This is a genomic window from Brevibacterium yomogidense, from assembly GCF_016107685.1.
GTDB classification, from domain to species: domain Bacteria; phylum Actinomycetota; class Actinomycetes; order Actinomycetales; family Brevibacteriaceae; genus Brevibacterium; species Brevibacterium yomogidense.
Genome location: NZ_JABASY010000002.1, coordinates 528471 through 549325, shown reverse-complemented (window position 1 = coordinate 549325; position 20855 = coordinate 528471). Strand labels below are relative to the sequence as shown.

Annotated in this window: 22 protein-coding genes; all 22 read right to left on the bottom strand. The window is 71.4% G+C overall.

What is annotated here, in order from left to right; translation table 11 throughout:
* Positions 1–10 precede the first annotated feature (10 nt).
* Positions 11–1162 (bottom strand): prolipoprotein diacylglyceryl transferase, encoded by a 1152-nt coding sequence (lgt, locus tag JFC09_RS06835; RefSeq protein WP_408610943.1) that lies wholly within the window; start codon positions 1160–1162, stop codon positions 11–13.
* Complete coding sequence (gene trpA / locus JFC09_RS06830; protein WP_198393234.1) at positions 1155–1955, bottom strand: tryptophan synthase subunit alpha; 801 nt, start codon at positions 1953–1955, stop codon at positions 1155–1157. Before trpA ends, lgt begins: the two co-directional genes overlap by 8 nt.
* Positions 1952–3184 carry a tryptophan synthase subunit beta gene (trpB, locus tag JFC09_RS06825; protein WP_198393233.1) on the bottom strand — a complete coding sequence of 411 codons (1233 nt, stop codon included), beginning with the start codon at positions 3182–3184 and terminating at the stop codon, positions 1952–1954. Before trpB ends, trpA begins: the two co-directional genes overlap by 4 nt.
* 64 nt (positions 3185–3248) lie before the next feature.
* Positions 3249–4034, bottom strand: a complete 786-nt coding sequence (gene trpC, locus JFC09_RS06820; protein ID WP_198393232.1) for an indole-3-glycerol phosphate synthase TrpC — start codon at positions 4032–4034, stop codon at positions 3249–3251.
* Positions 4031–4291, bottom strand: coding sequence for an HGxxPAAW family protein (locus JFC09_RS06815; protein WP_198393231.1), 261 nt, complete (start codon positions 4289–4291; stop codon positions 4031–4033). The genes trpC and JFC09_RS06815 overlap by 4 nt, the downstream gene beginning before the upstream one ends.
* 83 nt (positions 4292–4374) lie before the next feature.
* Entirely contained in the window at positions 4375–4863 is a 489-nt protein-coding gene (locus tag JFC09_RS06810; protein WP_198393230.1) for a Trp biosynthesis-associated membrane protein, read from the bottom strand.
* Positions 4860–6401, bottom strand: a complete 1542-nt coding sequence (locus JFC09_RS06805; protein WP_198393229.1) for an anthranilate synthase component I — start codon at positions 6399–6401, stop codon at positions 4860–4862. The genes JFC09_RS06810 and JFC09_RS06805 overlap by 4 nt, the downstream gene beginning before the upstream one ends.
* Complete coding sequence (gene hisI, locus JFC09_RS06800) at positions 6398–6781, bottom strand: phosphoribosyl-AMP cyclohydrolase (protein ID WP_198393228.1); 384 nt, start codon at positions 6779–6781, stop codon at positions 6398–6400. The genes JFC09_RS06805 and hisI overlap by 4 nt, the downstream gene beginning before the upstream one ends.
* A complete protein-coding gene (gene hisF, locus JFC09_RS06795; RefSeq protein WP_198393227.1) occupies positions 6759–7532 on the bottom strand; it encodes an imidazole glycerol phosphate synthase subunit HisF in 774 nt (257 codons plus the stop codon). The genes hisI and hisF overlap by 23 nt, the downstream gene beginning before the upstream one ends.
* The gene (locus JFC09_RS06790; RefSeq protein WP_198393226.1) at positions 7529–9031 is read right to left on the bottom strand and encodes a carboxyl transferase domain-containing protein; all 1503 of its coding nucleotides are present in this window, start codon (positions 9029–9031) and stop codon (positions 7529–7531) included. The genes hisF and JFC09_RS06790 overlap by 4 nt, the downstream gene beginning before the upstream one ends.
* 1 nt (position 9032) lies before the next feature.
* A complete protein-coding gene (locus JFC09_RS06785) occupies positions 9033–10232 on the bottom strand; it encodes a CaiB/BaiF CoA transferase family protein (protein ID WP_198393225.1) in 1200 nt (399 codons plus the stop codon).
* Positions 10229–10654, bottom strand: coding sequence for a PH domain-containing protein (locus JFC09_RS06780; protein ID WP_232483223.1), 426 nt, complete (start codon positions 10652–10654; stop codon positions 10229–10231). The genes JFC09_RS06785 and JFC09_RS06780 overlap by 4 nt, the downstream gene beginning before the upstream one ends.
* Before the next feature lie 28 nt (positions 10655–10682).
* On the bottom strand, positions 10683–11531 hold the full coding sequence (gene hisG / locus JFC09_RS06775) for an ATP phosphoribosyltransferase (RefSeq protein ID WP_198393223.1): 849 nt from the start codon (positions 11529–11531) through the stop codon (positions 10683–10685).
* A 54-nt stretch (positions 11532–11585) separates the two neighbouring features.
* Entirely contained in the window at positions 11586–11849 is a 264-nt protein-coding gene (locus tag JFC09_RS06770) for a phosphoribosyl-ATP diphosphatase (RefSeq protein ID WP_198393222.1), read from the bottom strand.
* A gap of 32 nt (positions 11850–11881) precedes the next feature.
* Positions 11882–12547, bottom strand: a complete 666-nt coding sequence (locus tag JFC09_RS06765) for a nicotinamide mononucleotide transporter family protein (protein WP_198393221.1) — start codon at positions 12545–12547, stop codon at positions 11882–11884.
* 4 nt (positions 12548–12551) lie between these two features.
* Positions 12552–13217 (bottom strand): ribulose-phosphate 3-epimerase, encoded by a 666-nt coding sequence (gene rpe / locus JFC09_RS06760; RefSeq protein WP_198393220.1) that lies wholly within the window; start codon positions 13215–13217, stop codon positions 12552–12554.
* Between the two features lie 10 nt (positions 13218–13227).
* The gene (locus JFC09_RS06755; protein WP_198393219.1) at positions 13228–14793 is read right to left on the bottom strand and encodes an RsmB/NOP family class I SAM-dependent RNA methyltransferase; all 1566 of its coding nucleotides are present in this window, start codon (positions 14791–14793) and stop codon (positions 13228–13230) included.
* Positions 14790–15728 (bottom strand): methionyl-tRNA formyltransferase, encoded by a 939-nt coding sequence (fmt, locus tag JFC09_RS06750; protein ID WP_198393218.1) that lies wholly within the window; start codon positions 15726–15728, stop codon positions 14790–14792. The genes JFC09_RS06755 and fmt overlap by 4 nt, the downstream gene beginning before the upstream one ends.
* Before the next feature lie 87 nt (positions 15729–15815).
* Positions 15816–17885: a primosomal protein N' family DNA-binding protein gene (locus tag JFC09_RS06745; protein ID WP_198393217.1), complete on the bottom strand. Its 2070-nt coding sequence runs from the start codon at positions 17883–17885 to the stop codon at positions 15816–15818.
* Complete coding sequence (metK, locus tag JFC09_RS06740) at positions 17885–19087, bottom strand: methionine adenosyltransferase (protein ID WP_198393216.1); 1203 nt, start codon at positions 19085–19087, stop codon at positions 17885–17887. Before metK ends, JFC09_RS06745 begins: the two co-directional genes overlap by 1 nt.
* Positions 19088–19096: 9 nt before the next feature.
* Positions 19097–20428: a bifunctional phosphopantothenoylcysteine decarboxylase/phosphopantothenate synthase gene (locus JFC09_RS06735; RefSeq protein WP_198393215.1), complete on the bottom strand. Its 1332-nt coding sequence runs from the start codon at positions 20426–20428 to the stop codon at positions 19097–19099.
* Positions 20425–20817: a DNA-directed RNA polymerase subunit omega gene (gene rpoZ, locus JFC09_RS06730; RefSeq protein ID WP_198393214.1), complete on the bottom strand. Its 393-nt coding sequence runs from the start codon at positions 20815–20817 to the stop codon at positions 20425–20427. Before rpoZ ends, JFC09_RS06735 begins: the two co-directional genes overlap by 4 nt.
* Positions 20818–20855 lie beyond the last annotated feature (38 nt).

The window sequence follows — 20855 nt, the reverse complement described above, 5'->3', positions numbered from 1 at the left end:
GATCGGGGGTCTACGCCCCGGATCCTCCCCTGTCGCGTCCCGTCTCAGGATCAGACCGCCCGGTGACCTGGGGGACGATCGAGATCGCGGACGTCACAGCCCCGAAGAACCCGAAACCGCGCGGGCGCTGCCGGGGCTCGTCCTCCTCCGCGCCGCGTGTGACGGTGCCGCCGTCCCCGGGTCGGTCGCCGCGCTGCCTTCCCTCCGTGGGCGGTTCCGCCGTGGTGCGACGGGCCGACCCGTCGCCGGTTCCCGGCCCGCCGTCGGCACCCGACGCGGTACGGGGTGGGCCGTCGGTTTCCGAGCCGCTGTCCCGCGGCCGATCGTCGGTGTAGGCCGTGTCGCGTCCCCCGCCGTGCTTCATGCGCGACAGTGTGAGGAGCAGTGCTCCGATCGCGAAGACGAGGATGGAGGTCCACACGTTCAGGCGCAGGCCCAGGATGTGCTCCGCGTCATCGATGCGCAGCGCTTCGATCCATACGCGGCCCAGCGTGTAGCAGCAGAGGTAGAGGAAGAAGACCTGTCCGCGCCACAGGGAGAGACGGCGGCCCGCCCAGAGGAGGACCAGGCAGCCGAGGACGTTCCACAGCGATTCGTAGAGGAATGTCGGGTGGAAGAGAGTGTCCGCCGGAATCGACGGGTCCGGCCAGGTCGGGCTGTCCCGGTCGATCTCGAGTCCCCACGGCAGGTCGGTGGGAGCGCCGAACAGCTCCTGGTTGAACCAGTTGCCCCATCGACCGGCGGCCTGCGCGAGGATCAGGCCGGGCGCGGCGGCGTCGAGGAAGGAGGTGAAGCGGAATCCGTGCCTGCGGCAGATGAGCAGGACGACGAGCACTCCCAGCGCGACGGCGCCCCAGATGCCCAGGCCGCCGTTCCAGATGTAGAGCGCGGCGACGGGGTCGCCGTTCGGCCCGAAATACGGAGCAGGTGTCGAGAAGACGTGGTACAGCCGACCGCCGATGATCCCCGCAGGGATCGCCCAGATCGCCAGGGTCCAGAGGTCGTCCTCGGTCCCGCCCCGCGACTGCCATCGACGATTCGTGAGCCACAGTGCGAGCACGATGCCCAGGAGGATGCACAGCGCATACGCGTGGATCCGCACCGGTCCGATGTCGAATCCGCTCCACGTGGGAGACGGGAGGGAGGCGAGGAGATCAGTCACGCACGCCCTCCGCGAACTGCGCGGCGACGCGTTCGACGGCGGAGGGCCCGCCATCCGCGAGTGCACGGACCAGGGCAGAGCCGACGATCACACCGTCGGCGTAGCGCGCCACCTCCGCCGCATGTGCACGGGTGGACACGCCGAGCCCGACGCAGACGTTGCGCGCACCGGCGGCACGAGTGTCCGCGACCAGTCCCTCAGCCTTGTCGCCCACGTCCTCACGGGTGCCCGTCACACCCATCGTCGAAGCCGCGTAGACGAAGCCGCGGGCCGCCGCGACAACCGCGGACAGCCTGTCCGGCGGCGACGAGGGAGCGACGAGGAAGATGCGGTCGAGGCCGTGTGCGTCGGAGGCTGCGATCCATTCATCCGCCTCCTCGGGGATGAGGTCGGGCGTGACGATGCCTGCACCGCCGGCAGCGGACAGATCGCGGGCGTAGGCCTCCACTCCGTAGTGGAGGACGAGGTTCCAGTAGCTCATGACCACCGGAGTCGCACCGGCGTCCGCGGCTGCTTCGACAGCGGTGAACACGTCGCGGACGCGCACGCCGCGGTTCAGTGCCTGCACGGATGCCGCTTCGATGACCGGCCCGTCCATCCCGGGGTCCGTGTACGGCATGCCCACTTCGACGATGTCCGCGCCGCCGGCCACGAGCGCGCGGACCGCATCGACGGAGCCCCTCACATCCGGGTAGCCGACAGGCAGATACCCGACGAGCGCGGCACGGTCCTCCGCGCGGGCGCTCGCGAGGACGGCGGCGGTCCCGCGGCCCTCGACGTCCTCAGCACTCATTCCGTCTCTCCCGTCTCGTCCAGGTAGCCGAACCAGCGTCCGGCAGTCGTCACGTCCTTGTCGCCCCGTCCGGACAGGCACACGAGGATCGTCGCCTCCGGGCCCAGCTCCCGTCCGAGGTCGATCGCCCCGGCGAGGGCGTGGGAGCTCTCGATCGCCGGGATGATGCCTTCGGTGCGGCACAGCAGCTTGAACGCATCCATCGCCTGCGCGTCCGTCACCGGACGGTACTCGCCGCGCCCGCTCGCGTGGAGCCACGCGTGCTCGGGTCCGACCCCGGAGTAGTCGAGGCCGGCGGAGATCGAATGGCTCTCGAGCGTCTGACCGTCCTCGTCCTGCAGCTGGTACGACTTCGCTCCGTGCAGCACCCCCACGGTCCCCTTCGTGATCGTCGCGGCATGGCGGGGCGTGTCGATCCCGTCGCCGGCGGCCTCGCAGCCGAGCAGGCGCACCCCTTCGTCGGGGATGAACGCGTGGAAGAGGCCGATCGCGTTCGAGCCGCCGCCCACGCAGGCGACGACCGCGTCCGGCAGAGCCCCGGTCCGTTCGAGCACCTGGGCGCGGGCCTCGAGCCCGATGATCCGCTGGAACTCGCGCACGAGCACCGGGAACGGGTGGGGCCCCGCGACGGTCCCGAACACGTAGTGCGTCGACTCCACGGACGCGACCCAGTCGCGGAACGTCTCGTTGATAGCGTCCTTGAGGGTCCGCGATCCGGCGTCGACAGCTGTGACCTCTGCACCCAGCAGGCGCATGCGGGCGACGTTGAGGGCCTGTCGTTCGACATCGACGGCGCCCATGTAGATCCGGCACTCCATGCCCATGAGGGCTGCGGCGGTCGCGGTGGCGACGCCGTGCTGTCCCGCCCCCGTCTCTGCGATGAGGCGGGTCTTCCCGACCCGCTTCGCAAGCAGGGCCTGACCGAGTGCGTTGTTGATCTTGTGGCTGCCGGTGTGGTTGAGGTCCTCCCGCTTGAGCAGGATCCGCGCGCCTCCGGCGTGTTCGGAGAAGCGTGCGGCCTCGCTCAGGAGGCTGGGGCGGCCGACGTACTCGTCGAGCAGACGCCTGTACTCCAGTCGGAATTCCTCGTCGAGGACGGCCTTCCCGAACGCCTCCTCGATCTCTGCGCAGGCGGGTACGAGGGCTTCGGGGATGTAGCGCCCTCCGAACTCGCCGAACCGCGGTCCCTGCGGCAGCGCGGAGTCGGGTCGGGAGAACTGCTCGATCATGGGACGGCTCCTGGTGACGTGGACGGGGCCTCGAGGCCTGGGCGGGCGGACGGGCGCGGACGTGTCAGGGACGCGCGGCGCGCCCTGCCGCGGTGAAGGAGGCGACTGCGGCTGCGGGATCCCCTCCGGTGACGAGCGCTTCGCCGACGAGGCCGAGGTGGGCCCCGGCCCGAGCGTATTCGGCGACGGTGTCCGCACCCGTCACCCCGGATTCCGCGACGAGCACGGCTCCGGGGGGCGCGTGGGCCGCCAGCTGCGCGAAGCGCGAGGAGTCGACGCTCAGGTCCTTGAGGTTGCGGGTGTTGACGCCGACGAGGCTGGCGCCGACCTCTGTCGCACGCTCGAGCTCCTCGACCGTGTGGGTCTCCACGAGGGCGCTCATGCCCAGCGCGGCGCTGAGCGCCAGCTGGTCCTCCAGCTGGGCGTCGTCGAGTGCCGCCACGATGATGAGGACGATGTCAGCCCCGTGCGCGCGCGCCTCATGGAACTGGTACTCGTCGACCATGAAGTCCTTGCGCAGCACCGGCACGTCCACCGCGGCGCGGACGGCGTCGAGATCCGCGAGCGATCCGCCGAACCGGCGCTGCTCCGTGAGCACGCTCACGGCCGCAGCGCCGCCTGATGCGTACGCGGCTGCGAGAGCCGCGGGGTCCGGGATGTCCGCGAGTGCCCCCTTCGACGGCGACGACCTCTTCACTTCGCAGATGAGGCCGAAGCCGGACTCCGGCGGGAACGGGCGCACCGGCGGAGCGTCGGCGGCGGCCTGACGGACATCGGCGAGCGAGCGCGTGCGCTTGCGCGTCTCGATGTCCTCGCGGACGCCGACGATGATGTCGTCGAGAACCGTCACGAACGCGGCTTGCCCTTGCCGGCGGCGCGCATGATGAGGCCGACGATCGGGCCGGCCACGACCACGGCGAGGCCGCCGTAGGTGAGGACGTCCAGGTCGAGGACGAAGCCGATCGCGAGGATCGTGCCACCCAGCAGCATGAGGAAAACACCCATCCAGGCGGCCGGGGTGTTGCCGTGGCCGGGGTCCTTGACCAGGTCGTAGTCGATCGATGCCTGGTCGAGGTCGGGGGCTCCACTGCGGACTGTCGTACTCATGTCACTCCTCGGCTGGCGGGGCGAGCCCGCGGGATAGGGGTCGGATGCTTATGCGGATATTGTTGCACGTCGCGCGTCGTGCTTCAGCTCGGGTCCTCTCCGCGCGACAGAGCGTCCCACGCGGCCGCCGGATCGTCGTCGTCCGAGACATTCGAGGTGTCGGCCTGACGGTCGTACCGTCCGGACACCTGCCACCGGGGACTCACCACCGCGGTCCAGACGGCCACGGCGACGACCGCTGCCCCGGCGGCGGCGGTGAGCCACACGGTCCCGGCGGGCGCGGACGAGGACAGGGCTGTGAGGATCGCGCCGCCGCCCACCGCGGCGATGAGGACGCAGACGACGATCCTGCCGATGCGGCCGAGCATCGCGAGCAGGAGGGACGCGACCGCGAGGACCGCGGCGCACGCGGTGAGGACGGGGTGCGACGCTGCGTCGTCCCCGGAGACCTCGGCCACGCCGGACGGTCCGGTGGCCGCGCCGGGTGCGTCGACTCCCCACGACCGCGTGGCGAGGATCCAGAGGATCCCCGCGAGTGCGAGGAGTGCGACGACGCTCCTGCCCTTCGTCATCGCTGCCCCTCCACCGGAGCGGGCGGCGGGTCCAGCGGTGAGCGCAGCGTGTGCGCGGCGGCTGCGGCACGCAGCACCGCCGCCGCCTTCCGGTGGCACTCCTCCAGTTCGGACTGGGGGTCGGAGTCCGCGACGATGCCGGCACCGGCGGACACCGTGAGCAGTCCGTCGCGCAGCACGCCCGTGCGGATCGCGATCGCGACGTCGAGGTCGCCGGTGAACGAGAGGTAGCCGACCACGCCGCCGTAGACGCCGCGCGCCGTCGGCTCGAGACGGTCGATGATCGACAGCGCGCGCGGCTTCGGAGCGCCGGACAGGGTGCCCGCGGGGAAGGTGGCGCGCAGGACGTCGAGGCCCGTCACGCCGTCGCGCAGCAGCCCGGTCACCGTCGACACGATGTGCATGACGTGGCTGTAGGTCTCGATCTCCATGAATTCGACGACGTCGACGGAGCCTGGACGGCTGATCTTCGCGAGGTCGTTGCGGGCGAGGTCCACGAGCATGAGGTGCTCGGCCCGCTCCTTCTCGTCCGACAGCAGGTCGGCAGCCAGCATGCGATCCTCGTCGGCGTGGGCGCCGCGGGGCCGTGTCCCGGCGATCGGGTGCGTCGTGACGACCCCGTCCGTGACCGTCACGAGGGCCTCCGGCGAGGAGCCGATGATGGTGAGCGGCGAGCCCTCCGGCACCGGCACGTCGAGCAGGTACATGTAGGGGCTGGGATTCGACGCGCGGAGCATGCGGTAGACGTCGGTCGCCGACGCGTCGATCTCCGTGTCGAACCGCTGCCCCAGGACCACCTGGAAGATCTCGCCGTCGACGATGTCCTGCTGCGCCGCCGCGACCGCTGCGAGGTAGTCGTCGGCGTGCGTGCGCGACTTCACCTCCGGCTCCGGAGACCCGTGGACGGCCAGCGACGGGGACAGCGGCACGGCGAGATCGGTGAGCATCGCCTCGAGGCGTGCGGCGGCGGCATCATAGGCCGCTTCGACGCCCTCCGCCCGGCCGTCGACGTTCACCGCATTGGCGACGAGGGTGAGGCGGGACGTGAAGTGGTCGAGGATCGCGACGTCGCCGGGGATCGACATCGAGAGTTCAGGCACCGGGTGTTCCGGCAGCGGGCTGGGGCCGAGGTCCTCGAAGCGCCGTACGGAGTCCCAGCCCAAGTAGCCGACGAAGGACGACACCATCGGCGGGAGCCCGTGGTCCGTGCGCTCCGCGGCGAGTTCGGATAGCGCCGCCGCGAGCGCCTCGTGGGGGTCGCCGTCGGTCGGGAGGCCCGCGGGAGGCGTGCCCAGCCACACCGCTTCGCCGTCGACCTCCGTGAGCGTGGCGACGGGAGCGCGGCCGACGAACGAGTACCGGCTCCACTGGTCCTGCGCGGCCGACTCGAGGAGGAACCCGCCGGGCCGGCCTTCCGCGAGCCGCCGGTAGAGGGACAGGGGCGTCTCCGTGTCCGCGAGGACGGTCGTGTGCACGGGGACGATGCGGTGGTGTGCGCCGCGGGCGCAGAAGTCGTCGCGGCTGGGTGTGCGTCTCATGACAGCTCTCTCGTGGTGAAGCACGTCTGCGTCCCCGTGTGGCAGGCCGGACCCGTCTGCTCGACGGTGTAGAGCAGCGTGTCCCCGTCGCAGTCGGCGGCGACGGACACGACATGCTGGACGTGACCGGAGGTCTCCCCCTTGACCCACAGCTGGGACCGGGACCGGGACCAGTAGGTGGCCCGGCGGGTGGCGAGGGTGCTGCGCACCGCCTCGGCGTTCGCCCACGCGAGCATGAGGACGTCCCTCGTCGTCGCCTCCTGGACGATCACGGGCAGGAGCCCGCGCGCGTCGAAGACGAGCGCGGCGACAGCGGCCTGCTCAGCGGCACGCTGATCCTCTGCGGACGACCGCTCCTCACCGGACTTCGTGGCCTGCACGGCGCAGCTCCTCCTTGATCTCCCCGACGGTGGTGTCCCCGAAGTGCAGGATACTCGCGGCGAGCACGGCGTCCGCACCCGCAACGACCGCGGGCGGGAAATGTGCCGGTGATCCGGCGCCTCCGGACGCGATGAGGGGCACCTGGACCGCCGCACGGACCGCGCGCAGCATCGTGAGGTCGAAGCCCGCCTTGGTCCCGTCCGCGTCGATGCTGTTGAGCAGGATCTCCCCCGCACCGGATTCCGCGGCGCGCCGTGACCATTCGACGGCGCACATCCCGGTGCCCTTCCGGCCGCCGTGCGTCGTGACCTCGTAGCCCGAGGCCGTCGGCGCCTCCCCGTCCGGGACACGGCGCGCGTCGACGGACAGCACGACCACCTGGCTGCCGAACCGCTGGGCGATCTCGCCGATGAGCTCCGGGCGGGCCACCGCGGCGCTGTTGATGCCGACCTTGTCCGCCCCGCAGCGCAGCAGCCGATCGACGTCGTCGACAGAGCGCACGCCGCCGCCCACGGTGAGTGGGATGAAGACCTGCTCCGCGCAGCGGGTGACCATGTCGTACGTCGTGGAGCGGTCCCCGGTCGTCGCGGTGACGTCGAGGAACGTGAGCTCATCCGCGCCCTGCGCGTCGTAGCGGTGCGCCAGTTCGACGGGGTCGCCCGCGTCGCGCAGGTCTGCGAAGTTCACACCCTTGACGACACGACCCGCGTCGACGTCGAGGCACGGGATGACGCGCACGGCGGTGCTCACAGTCCCAGCTCCCGGTAGCGCGCGACCCGGGTGCCCGCACGCAGGTATTCGGGCGTGCGCATGAGTTCGAGGATCTCGAACTCGAGCGTCTTCGACAGCCGGTCGATGAAGCCGCGCGGATCGTCGGACGCGTCGACGGGCTCCGCGACGATCCGGTCGACGATGCCGGCGGCGACGAGCTCAGCCGACTGGACCTTCTGCGCCTGCGCCATCTCCGCGGCGTGGTCGGTGTCGCGGTGGACGATCGCGGAGGCCCCCTCCGGAGGCAGCGGGGAGAGCCACCCGTTCTGGGCGGACAGGACACGGTCGGCCGGGATGAGCGCGAGCGCACCGCCCCCGGAGCCCTCACCCATGATGACGGAGACGCTGGGAGCGTCCAGGTCGATGAGGTCGGCGAGGCTGCGTGCGATCTCACCCGCGAGTCCGCCCTCCTCCGCCTCCTTCGACAGCGCCGCACCGGGCGTGTCGATGATCGTGACGAGGGGGATGCGGAGCTCCTCCGACAGACGCATGCCTCGTCGGGCCTCACGCAGTGCCGCGGGTCCCATGGGTTCGCGCGCATGCTGCCGGTACCGGTCCTGCCCGAGCACGATGCAGGGGGCGGATCCGAACTTCGCGATCGCCAGGAGCAGGCCGGGGTCCTTCTCCCCCTGCCCGGTCCCGCGCAGCGGCAGGACGTGGGTCGCCCCGTGGCGCAGGAGATCGCGGACGCCGGGGCGCTCCGGCCGCCGGGAGGCCGTGATGATGTCCCACGCGGACCGTTCGTCGGGCTCCGCGGGGCGTGAGTCCGGATCCTGCACCCGCGCGGGCAGCTCGCGTGCGCCCATGAGGACGTCGAGCACCCGGGCCACCGTGTCGTGGATGCGGTCAGGCCCCAGGACGGCGTCGATGATGCCGTGTCGCTGGAGGTTCTCCCCCGACTGGACCCCCACGGGGAACTCGCGGTCGTAGAGCTGCTCGAAGACCCGCGGCCCGAGGAAGCCGATGAGGGAATCGGGCTCCGCCACGGTCACGTGGCCCAGGGACCCCCACGAGGCGAAGACGCCACCCGTGGTGGGGTGGCGCAGGTAGACGAGGAACGGCAGGCGCGCCTTCTTGTAGGCGACCACTGCCGCGGTGATCTTCACCATCGACAGGAACGCGACAGTGCCCTCCTGCATCCGTGTGCCGCCGGAGGACGGCCCGGCGAGGACGGGCAGCCCCTCGACGGTCGCCCGCTCGATCGCCTCGACGAGCCGCTGGGCGGCCGCCGTGCCGATCGACCCGGCGAGGAACCGGAATTCGCACGCCACGATCGCCACACGACGACCGTGGATGAGCCCCTCGCCGGTGATGACCGCTTCGTCGACCCCGGACTTCTCACGCGCCGCGGCGAGCTCCGCCGCGTAGTCGTCGTCGATCCCGCCGGCGGGGACGATCGGGGTCGTGTCCCACGACGTGAAGCTGCCCGGGTCCACGACGCGGTCGATGAGTTCGCGCGAGCTCAGGCGCTTGGCCATCTCAGCCCTCCAGCCATTCGCGGATGGTCGCTTCCTGCTCGGACAGCCGCGGCGGTGCGAGGTGCTCGGTCACGGTCGTCTCCGTCTCCCCGGAACCGTCCGCGTCGAAGAACCGCAGCGGCGGTCCGGGCAGGTCGATGTCGCCGATCGTCGGGTGCGCGGCAGAGACCTTGAGGCCCTGGGACAGGGCCTGCTCCCACTCGTACACCTCCGGCAGCGTCCTCACAACCCCGGCCGGGATGCCCGCCTCGGACAGCTTCACGAGCAGCGGCTCCGCCTCGTACGCGGAGAAGCGGTCCTCGATGGTCTCGATGAGCGCCGCGCGGTGTGCGAAGCGGTCGCCGTTCGTCGCGAAGCGGGGGTCGGAGGAGTCGATGTCGAAGGCCTCGCACAAGCGCAGCCACATCTTCTCGTTGCCCACGGAGATCTGCACCGCACCGTTCCGGCACGCGAAGAGCCCGTAGGGGGCGAGAGTGGCGTGGTGGTTGCCGCCGGGCTCCGGTGTCATCCCGCCGATCGTCGCCCGGGTGCCCTGGAAGGCGTGGATGCCGACCATGCCCGCGATGAGGGAGGTGCGGACGACCTTCCCCCGGCCGGTCCGCTCGCGCTCCAGGAGTGCGGCGAGCACACCGTAGGCGCCGTGGATGCCCGCGAGCAGGTCCGCGATCGGCACGCCCACCCGCTGGAAGTCGTCCGGGCCGGAGCCCGTGATCGACATGAGCCCGCCCTCACCCTGCGCGATCTGGTCGTAGCCGGCCCGTGAGGATTCCGGCCCGTCGTGGCCGAATCCGGTGATCGACAGGACGACGAGGCGGGGGTTCTGCTCCGCCATCGTGGTGGTGGAGAAGCCCAGCCGGTCCAGCACACCGGAGCGGAAGTTCTCGATGAGGACGTCCGCCCTCCCGATGAGCCTGCGCAGCGTCTCCGCACCGTCGTCGCTCTTGAGATCGAGCGCGATGGACTCCTTGTTGCGGTTGCAGGAGAGGTAGTAGGTGGACTGCGGGTCGTCCTCGGGGCCCGCGAAGGGCGGCCCCCAGCTGCGGGAGTCGTCCCCGGAACCGGGGTTCTCGACCTTGATGACGCGGGCGCCCAGGTCGCCGAGCATCTGCCCCGCGTGGGGGCCGGCGAGGGCGCGGGACAGGTCGACGACGACGGTGCCCGCGAGGGGTCCTGCGCTGCGTGGGGTCTGGGGGATTGTCACGTGGTGCCTCCGGATGGGGTGTGCTCGTCTACGAGGATACGCAATCGTTCTGTCGCCTCCCGTGCGCGCGGGCCGTCGGCCGCCTGGATCGCCATGACAGCGGCGGTCGAGCCGTCGGACAGGCTGAGGTTCGCCCACGAGTCGCCCAGCGCCTCGGAGTACGAGACGCTCACGATCTGGCTCCACTCGTATCTGCGCGTCGCGACGATGTTGCGGACGAAGAGGCCGTCCTCGTCCGCCTTCGCGACGATCGAGGCGAACCGCAGGAGGATGGCCGAGATGACGACGCCGAGGCCCACCATCCAGATCGTGTCGATCTCCGGCTTCCAGCCGGGCCACTCCATGACGGTGAGCGCAATGGCGAGTGCGACGAAGGACGCGGTGACGACGGGTGCGAGGATCAGGCCGACGACGCGGAGCATCCGCGGTCGGAAGACGGCCTTCCCCGGCTCAGACGCGGCAGGCAGCAATGTTCGTCACCAGGATCGCTCGGGCGCCCACGGAGTACAGCTGGTCCATGACGGTGTGCTGGGCGTCGGCGGACACCATGGACCTCACGGCGACCCATTCGGGGTCGCGCATCGGAGAGACGGTGGGAGACTCGAAACCGGGGGTCACCGCGACGGCGTCGGAGAGCTTCTCGACCGGCACGTCGTAGTCGACGATGACGTAGCTGCGGGCGACCATGACGCTCTCGAGCCGGCGGACGACCACCTGCGCGGCTTCCGACAGGTCGCAGCGCTCCTTCGGTGCGACGAGCAGGCCCTCGGACCGCATGATCGGCTCACCGAAAGTCTCCAGGCCCGCCTGTCGCAGTGTCGTGCCGGTCTCCACGACATCCGCGATGGCGTCCGCGACACCCAGCTCGATCGAGACCTCGACCGCGCCGTCGAGGCTCACTGTGCGTGCGTCGATCCCCCGGTTGTCGAGGTCCTTCTTCACGAGGACGGGATAGCTCGTCGCGATCCGCTTCCCCTCGAGCTCGTCGACGTCGGTGAACGTCCCGGCAGGGCTCGCGTAGTGGAAGCGGGACCGGCCGAAGCCCAGCGGCAGGGTCTCGAGCGCACCAGCCTCCGACTCCAGGAGCAGGTCCCGCCCGGTGATGCCGAGGTCGAGGATCCCCTCCCCGATGTAGACGGCGATGTCGCGGGGGCGCAGGTAGAAGAACTCGATGCCGTTCGTGTCGTCGCGGCTCACGAGTGTCTTCGCGTTGGTGCGCAGCTTGTAGCCCGCCTCCCGGAGCATGGTGGTGGCGGATTCGGAGAGGGTGCCCTTGTTGGGCACCGCGATGCGAAGCATGGGATGGGACTCCTGGTGGGTGGGCGACCGGGGTGCGGTGTGCGGGACGACCGCTCAGAGATGTCGGTAGACGTCCGCTGTCGTGAGACCGCGGGCGATCATCATGACCTGCAGGTGGTAGATCGCCTGCGAGATCTCCTCCGCGAGTTCGTCGTCGCTCTGGTATTCGGCGGCCATCCACACTTCAGCGGCCTCCTCCACGATCTTCTTCCCGATCTGGTGGATGCCGGCGTCGAGTTCCGCGACCGTCGAGGATCCCTCAGGCCGGGTCCGTGCCTTCTGGGTCAGTTCCGCAAACAGGGATTCGAAGTCCTTCACACATTCAGGGTAGTGCAGACGTCCGTCGCCGGTCATGCGGGGTCGGGCCGTGAGACGTCGGGAGAGTAGTCGTGGGGGGATGCGATCCTCTGGCGGGACCGTCTGCTCCAGTCGATGATGCCGACGATCACCATGATGAGGAACAGGAAGTACACGGCTCCGGAGAACACGAGCCCGCCCATGACGGCGAGCGGGATGCCGACGAGGTCGACGAGCAGCCACACGAACCAGAATTCTACGATGGCGCGTCCCTGCGCGACCATCGCGGCGAGGGACCCGACGAAGATGTAGGCGTCCGGGTACGGGTTCCAGGACCAGCCGCCCCACGCGAGGACCGCGCCGAACACCGCGGTGCCGCCTGCGAGGAACGCGAGCAGGAGGATCCGCTCCTTCCAGGTGCCCCAGCGGACCTCGATCTCGCCGGTCTCCTGCTTCGCCTGCCGCCAGCGGGTCCAGCCCCAGACGGCCGCGGCGATGATGACGACCTGACGCGAGGCATTCCCACCCAGTCCCGCTCCGATGCTCGCGCTCAGCAGGAGGATGGAGCCCGTGATCTGGACGGGCCACGACAGGATGTTCCGCCGCAGGGCGAGGAACACCGTGGCGATCGCACAGATGTTCCCGATGAGGTCCGACCAGGGCACGGGTGTGCCCGCGAGGACGAACACCGGGGTGTTGAGGAGGTCGAGCAGCTGCACGGGCTCAGTGCTCCGCGACGCGTTCGGCGGTCGCCCGCAGCGAGGCGATCGCCGCATCGGCGTCATCCGCCCCGTACACCGCGGAACCCGCGACGAGGACGTTCGCGCCCGCGTCCACGGCCCGTTCGATCGTCGAGGCCGATACGCCGCCGTCCACCTGCAGCATGACGTCGAGGCCGGAGGCACTGATCGCCTCGCGCATCCGACGGATCTTCGGCAGGCAGACGTCCAGGAACTTCTGCCCCCCGAAGCCGGGCTCGACGGTCATGATGAGCACCTGGTCGAATTCGGGCAGCAGGTCGATGAGCGGTTCGATGGGGGTCGCGGGCCGCACGGCCACGCTCGCTCGTGCACCTGCGGCGCGCAGTTCGCGTGCGAGCCGCACGGGTGCCGCCGCGGCTTCGAGGTGGAAGGTGACGGACTGGCACCCGATCTCCGCGTACACCGGCGCCCACGTGTCGGGGTCCTCGATCATGAGGTGCGCGTCGAGTGGGATCGGCGAGACCGCGTGGATCCGTTCGACGACCGGCGGGCCGAACGTGAGGTTCGGGACGAAGTGGTTGTCCATCACGTCGACGTGCGCCATGTCTGCGTTCCTGATGCGCTGCAGTTCGCCCGTGAGGTCCGCGAAGTCGGCGGAGAGGATGCTCGGATTGATGTGTATGCCCACGGGGTCCAGCCTAGCGCCGGACCAGCAGGGCGAGGAACATGGCGTCCGATCCGTGGATGTCCGGCCACATCTGGGCGTAGCGGCCGTCCCCGCGTGAGGCGGACGCGAAGGTGTCCGCGGCGCGGCCTGACAGTCGGGCGAGCACCGCGGGTGCGTCGAGGACGGCGACGTCGCCGGAATCCAGTGCCTCGTCGACGATGCCGGCGGTCTCCGCCCAGTGGGGTGAGCAGGTGGAGTAGGCGATGATCCCGCCGGGGCGGCACGCGTCGATCGCGGATCGCAGCAGTGCGGACTGCAGCGGGGCCAGTGCCGCGACGTCGTCGGGTCGCCTGCGCCACCGCGCCTCGGGGCGTCTGCGCAGTGCGCCCAGCCCGGTGCAGGGGACGTCGACGAGCACGCCGGAGAACTCGCCGGGTCGGTCCGTGCCGACGGTGCGGCCGTCCGCGTGGGCTATGTCGACACTGCCGCGGGAGGCCTGCGTCGAGTCCTCGACGAGCCGGGTGCGGTGTGAGGAGGAGTCGACCGCGTGGACGTGGCCGTCCCTGCCGGCGGCGATGCCGCCCAGCACCGCGGTCTTGCCTCCTGGTCCGGCGCACAGGTCGAGCCAGCGCGGTGACGCGGCCGTGTCCGCGTGGGCGAGTGCCAGGGCGACGAGCTGGGAGCCCTGGTCCTGCACCCGCACCGTCGCGGCGGAGACGCCCGGCACGTCGCGCGGGTCCCCGGCCGAGAGCACGAGCCCGATCGGTGAGAGGTCCCCCGCCGTCAGGGCTGCCCCGTTGCCCGCGCGGGCGATGAGGTCGTCACGGTCCGCGTGTCCGGGCAGCGCCGCGAGGCTCACCTTCGCCGGGGTGTTGTCCGCCTCGAGCACGGACCGAAGCGCGTCGTCGAGTCCGTCTCCCCCGCGACCGTGACCGCGCAGTGCGATCCGCAGGGCCCTCACGATCCAGGCGGGGTGGGAGGTGGTGAGTGCGAGGGCGTCGTCCGGGCTCCGGTCCGCAGTGAGCTGGGTGAGCCAGGCCTCCCGGCCCTGTGCCGAGATTCGCCGCAGGACCGCGTTGACGAGTCCGCTCGCGCGGCCGCCGCCGGCCCGTCGCAGCGCGTCGACCGTCTCGGAGACTGCCGCATGGTCCGCGATGCGCATGCTGAGCAGCTGGTGGGCCCCCATGCGCACGGCCGACGCTGTGCGCGGGTCGAGATCCGCGGGGTGGCGGTCCGCGGCCGCTTCGACGACCGCGTCGTAGAGTCCCAGTCCGCGCAGCGTGCCGTAGGTCAGTTCCGTCGTGAGCGAGGCGTCGCGCGCATCCAGGCCCGCCTGTCGCAGTCGCGACGGCAGGAGGAGGTTCGCGTACGCGTCCGCTTCGTCGACCTCGGTGAGGACCGCGAGCGCCACGTCCCGTGCGCCGGTGGAGTCGGCACCCCGTCGCCGAGGCGCCCGCCCGTCCCGCTGACGGGGGCCGCGTCCGTCCCCCTGCCCGGAACTGCCTCCGCGACGTGCCCGCCCCTCGCGACGTCCCGGCGGTCCGTCGTGCCGTCCCTGCCGACCGCGGTCGCCGTCGCGGCGTCTCTGCTCGTTCATCGTGGGTCCCCGTTCGGGTCGTCGTGCACGTCGAAGGCCGCATCCGGTCGGCCGCGCAGGAAGTCGGGTGCGTCGCGCATCGGCTTGCCGAAGGGCTGGATGCGTGCCAGCCGCACCGCGCCGTCCCCGGTGCCGACCACGGCGCCGTCGGGTGCCGCCTCGATCCGTCCGGGGGCCGGACGCGGATCGCCCGGCAGGGCCTCGGTGAGTCCGGCGAGCTTCGTCCGCTGGCCGTCCATGAGCGACCAGGCACCGGGTGACGGGGAGACTCCGCGGGCCCGGGCCAGCACCTCGGCGGTGGTGCGAGCGAAGTTCAGCCGACCCTCAGCCGGGTCGATCTTCTCCGCGTGGCTCGGCGTCCCCTCCTGCGGTGCGAGGGAGGCATCGGACGCGGCGAGCAGGCGGAAGGCCTGCGCGAGCAGACCGGCCCCGGCCTCGGCATAGTCGGCGAGCACGTCGCCGGCGTCCGCCGCCGGCAGGTCGAGCGTGCGCTGGAGCAGGACAGGCCCCGTGTCCATCCCCTCGTCGATCCGGAACACCGTGAGGCCGGAGCGGGTGCGACCGGCCATGAGCGCCCGCTGCACGGGAGCCGCCCCGCGGAACTCCGGCAGCAGGGAGAAGTGGAGGTTGAACCAGCCCAGCCGGGACGTCGCCAGTGCGCGCGGGCCCGCGATCGCACCGAACGCGACGACGGCGACGGCGTCCGCCTCCAGTGCGGCGAGCTCATCGAGCACCTCGCCGCGCAGTCGGGCCGCCTCGAGCACGGGCAGGCCCAGTTCCTCCGCCCGCCGCTTCACCGGGCTGGGCGTGAGGACGCGTCTGCGCCCCACGGGGGCGTCGGGACGCGTCAGCACCGCGACGACCTCGTGGTCCGCGTGCAGGGCATCGAGGGAGGGCACAGCCGCGTACGGGGTGCCGGCGAAGACGATTCTCACGCCCATCAGTCTATTCTCACGCCCACCGCCTGCGAGAGGCGGCGGGGCACAGCGGACGGGTGAGACGGGAGTTCCGGGCGCGACGGGTCAGAGCGCACCCACCGGATCGAGCACGTGGCGGACGACCGGACTCCCCGTGGCGGACCTGTGCACCGCGATCGCCCTGAGCGCGAGGGACACCCGCGACGAGGAGGCGAGCGGGAACGCCAGGAGGCGGGAGTGCGCGTCCTCGTCGTCCGTCGTCAGCAGCGGCCGCAGGACGTCATCGCCCACGTCCCGGGTGAGCCGTTCGAGGACCGCGAGGACCTCACGGCGGTCGCCGGTCAGCTTCACGGTGCGGGAGACGGGGGGAAGGCCCGTCGCCTGACGGTCGGCGAGCTCCCCGTGCGCGTAGCGGACCGGGTCGAACGTCTGGAGGACGCGGACGACGACGTCGGTGGAGTCCAGGACGAGCGCACGGCCCCCGTCACCGGAGGAACGGACGAGGGCGAGGGCCCGCAGCCGCCGGGCGATCGCACGGCCCACGCCGTCCAGCCCGGGCCCGGGCCACAGTGAATCGAGCAGCAGTGCCGCTGCGTAGCCCCCGGCCGCGTAGGGTTCCGCCCCCGTCGTCGCGACGACGATCGCCTGCTCGTCGCCCACCGCGTTCACGATCTCCTCGCCTCCGGACCGGATGACGGGCACCTCGGAGAAAGCGCGCGTGAGCTCCTCGACAGTCCGCTCGAGCCCGCGGACCACCGCGCGCACGCGGGTGCCTCCGCAGCGGGCACACGCACAGGTCTCCTCCCGCAGACCGCAGCCCGCGCACGCGAACGGGCCGGTCGCGGCCGCAGCGGAGAGCCGGCGGCCGCAGCGCGGGCAGTCCAGCAGATCGCCGCAGCGGGCGCACGCGACGACGGGGAGATACCCGGAGCGGGGCACCTGGACGAGCACCGGGCCGTGGGCGGTCTCCCGCCGGGTGCGGCCCAGGGCGCCCCGCAGGATGTCGAACGCCTCCGGCGGCATCCGCTCCGGAGCGCCATCCCCGTGGGGCAGGAGCACGAGCGGGGCGGTGCGCCGACGCTCGTCGCGCCCCCTGTCGATCGAGCCGATCCAGCCGGTCTCCACGAGCCGCTGCGCCTCGACGGTGCGCGTGTGGTCGAGCATGAGCAGCGCGGCCCCGGTCTGCCGCACCCGCAGGAGGCAGACCTCGCGCGCGTGCGGGTACGGCGCCCTCTGCTCCGCGTAGTGGTCGCTGCCGTCCTCGACGAGGAGCACCAGCCCCAGGTCGGACAGCGGCGCGAACGCCGCGGCCCGCGTCCCGATGACGAGGCGCGCCCCGCCCACGTGCGCCCGCACCCACGCGGACCAGCGGGCCTGCGGACCCTGATCCGCGGACAGGCGCACCGTCTGTGAGGCGAGCGGGCCCAGTCGTGCGGAGAGCGCGTCCAGCTCCCGGTGATCCGGCACCACCCAGAGCACGGAGCGACCCGCCGCGATGACGACCGCCGCCGCGTGCAGCCCGGCCGTGATCCATCCCGTGCCGGGTTCGCCGCCGGGCGTGAGCGCTGCGGCCGCACGAGGACCCTGTGGAGGTGCGTCTGCGGAGCCTTTGGAGTCTGTGGAATCCTCCGTCAGCCAGTCCGTGAGCGCTTCGACATACGCGGCGAGTGCCAGGGGGGCGTCGTCCGGTGCGGGGAACTCCTGCGGGTCCGGCTCCGGGGGAGGTTCTTCCTGCGCACGCTCGAGCGCGGCCAGTGCACTGCGCTCACCCGCGGCGTGGCGCGGCGGCACCGCGAGCCTCAGCACGTCCGGCAGAGTGCCCGCCCAGCGCTCCGCCACCGCGTGCACGAGCTCCATCACCCCCTCGTCCGCCACCGGCAGTGCCGAGACGACCCGTTCGAGCGGAGCGAGCGGACCGACGACGTCCGTGCCGTCCACGCGCTCGAGCAGGAACCCGGAGACGAGACGACCGGAGAAGCGCACGCGCACGCGCACACCGACCACGGCCTCGGCGTCCTGCTGCTGGGTCACCCCGTAGTCGAAGGTGCGCGCCAGGTGAGGGACCGCGGTCTCGAGGAGGACCCGGGCCACCGGGAGTGCCGGCGCGGGTGCGAGTCCGCCCCGCAGGCGCAGACCCCCGTCGTCGTCACCCAGCAGGGACGGCTGGGAGCCCATCAGCCGACGAGGGCCGCGAGCGCCTCCGCCTTGTCGGTCCGCTCCCACGTGAATGCGTCACCGGTCCGTCCGAAGTGCCCGTAGGCGGAGGTCTGCGAGTAGATGGGTCGAATGAGTTCGAGCTCGCGGATGATCTCCGCGGGCCGCAGCGGGAAGACCTCACGGATCGCCGCGGCGATCCGCTGCGGGTCAGCCTGCTCCGTGCCGAACGTCTCGACATACAGGCCGACCGGCTCGCTGCGGCCGATCGCATAGGCGACCTGCACCTCCGCCCGCCTCGCCAGTCCCGACGCCACCACGTTCTTCGCGACCCAGCGCATCGCGTACGCTGCGGACCGGTCGACCTTCGACGGGTCCTTGCCGGAGAAGGCGCCGCCGCCGTGGCGGGCGAAGCCGCCGTACGTGTCCACGATGATCTTGCGCCCGGTGAGCCCCGCGTCCCCCATCGGCCCGCCGATGACGAAGGCGCCCGCCGGGTTGATGAAGTACTCCGTCCCGGACGTGTCCAGGGCGAAGTCCGCGAGCACCGGTTCGATGACCGCCTCGTGCAGGTCTGCGCTCAGCTTCTCCTGCGTGTACTCGCGGGCGTGCTGCGTGGAGACGACGACCGCTTCGAGGGTGACCGCACGGTCCCCGTCATAGCCGATCGTCACCTGCGTCTTGCCGTCCGGGCGCAGATGCGGCAGGTGGCCCTGCTTCCGCACCTGGGACAGCCGCTCCGACAGCCGGTGGGCGAGGTGGATCGGCAGCGGCATGAGGACGTCCGTCGAATCGTCCGCGTACCCGAACATGAGCCCCTGGTCGCCCGCGCCGATCGACGTGCTGTGGTCCGAGTCGTCCGACGTGCCCGACCGCCGTTCGTACGATGTCTCGACGCCCGCGCTGATGTCCGAGGACTGCGCGCCGATCGACACGGACACACCGCAGCTGTGGCCGTCGAAGCCCTTGTCGGACGAGTCGTAGCCGATCCCCGTGATGATGTCCCGCACGATCGTGGCGACGTCCGCATAGGCCGAGGACTTCACCTCACCGGCGACGTGGACGAGCCCCGTCGTCACGAGCGTCTCCACCGCCACCTTCGAGGCCGGGTCCTGACGCAGCAGTTCGTCGAGGACCGCGTCGCTGATCTGATCGCAGATCTTGTCGGGATGGCCCTCGGTCACCGATTCGGACGTGAAGTGGCGGAGATAAGGAGAAGTCACGGGGGAATCCTATCGACTGCGTTCGGCCGCCACTGCGGCGATGACATCATTCGACACGTCGGCCTTCGAGCCGTCGCTGCGTGCGACCTCCTCCGCACCGCCGGGCCCAGGCCGGTAGACGATCACGGAGTTGTCGTCGGTTCCGAACGCGCGGTCACCCGACACGTCGTTGAAGACGAGGAGATCGCAGCCCTTGCGGAGCAGCTTCTCCTGGGCCAGCACGTCAGCGGGCTTGTCGGGGGAACCGGTCTCCGCGGCGAAGCCCACGAGGATCTGGCCGGTGCGCGAGCGGCCGGCGTCGCGGGCCTCGACGAGTCCGCGGAGGATGTCCGGGTTCTCGACGAGCGCGATCGTGAGGTCGTCGCCGGACTTCTTCATCTTGTGGGTCGCCGTCTCCGCGGGACGGTAGTCCGCGACCGCGGCCGCCATGATGAGGACGTCGGCGGTCGACGCGTGAGAGGTGCAGGCTGCTTCGAGCTCCGCCGTCGTCGACACCTCGTCCACGGCGACGGTTCCGGGCAGTTCCGCCAGCACCCCGGAATCGACGTTCGCGGCGACCAGGGTCGTGCGAGCGCCCGCGTGCGCCGCCGCGGCGGCGAGGGCGGCCCCCTGCTTCCCCGACGAGCGGTTGCCGAGGAACCGGACGGGGTCCAGCGGTTCGCGGGTGCCCCCGGCGCTCACGACGACCTCGACGCCGTGCAGCGGCCCGGGCTCGCCCTCGCCGTGGGCTCCGGTCCGGTCTTCCGCGCTCACGCCGGTCCTGGAGCTGCTTCCTGCGGGTGTGCTGTCGGAGGTGCGCTCAGCCGGCGACGCGGATCGGCCGGTCGCTGCGAGCGCCTCACGGATGATGTCGTCGGGCTCCGGCAGTCGACCGGGTCCGGTGTCGGCACCGGTGAGCCGTCCGGAGGCCGGTTCGATGACGGTCCAGCCGCGGGTCCGCAGCACCGCGACGTTATCGACGGTTGCGGGGTTGAACCACATCTCCGTGTGCATCGCGGGGGCGGCGACCACCGGGCAGGTGGCGGTGAGGAGGGTCGCGGTGAGGAGGTCGTCGGCCAGTCCCATGCGCGCACGGGCCAGGAGGTCGGCGGTCGCCGGTGCGACGACGACGAGATCTGCTTCGTGTCCGATGCGCACGTGCTCGACGCGCTCGACGCCTTCGAACACGCTCGTCGTCACGGGCTCGCCGCTGAGGGCCTCCCATGTCGCCGCTCCGACGAAGCGCAGGGCGGCCTCCGTGGGCACCACGCGGACGGCATGGCCGCGTTCACGGAGACCCCGGAGGACGTGCGCGGCCTTGTACGCCGCGATCCCCCCGGTGACGCCGAGGACGATCCTCATTCCGTGGCGGTGTCCGGCGCGCTGCTGTCGGTGGTGGCGGTGATGGCGCTCTGGCCGCCGAAGGCGTCACCGCCGAAAGCCTCGTCGTACGAGAAGTCGTGGGTGTAGTCCAGGTCCGCGACCGGTGCGAAGTCCGCTTCCGTGGGCTCGCGCATGATGAGCTTGCCCTCGTGGATCTCGCGGAGTGCGATCGACAGCGGCTTCTCGTTCGCATCCGGCGTCACGAGCGGTCCGACGTTCTCGAGCAGACCCTCCTGCAGCTGCGCGTAGTACGCGTTGATCTGGCGTGCCCGGCGGGATCCCTGGATGACCAGCTCGTACTTCGAGTCCGTCACGGCGAGCAGATCGTCGATCGGTGGGAACGTGATTCCCTCGGGTGTGTGTGCCACAGGCTCTCCCTCGTGTTTCGGGTGCGCGCACGGCGGTG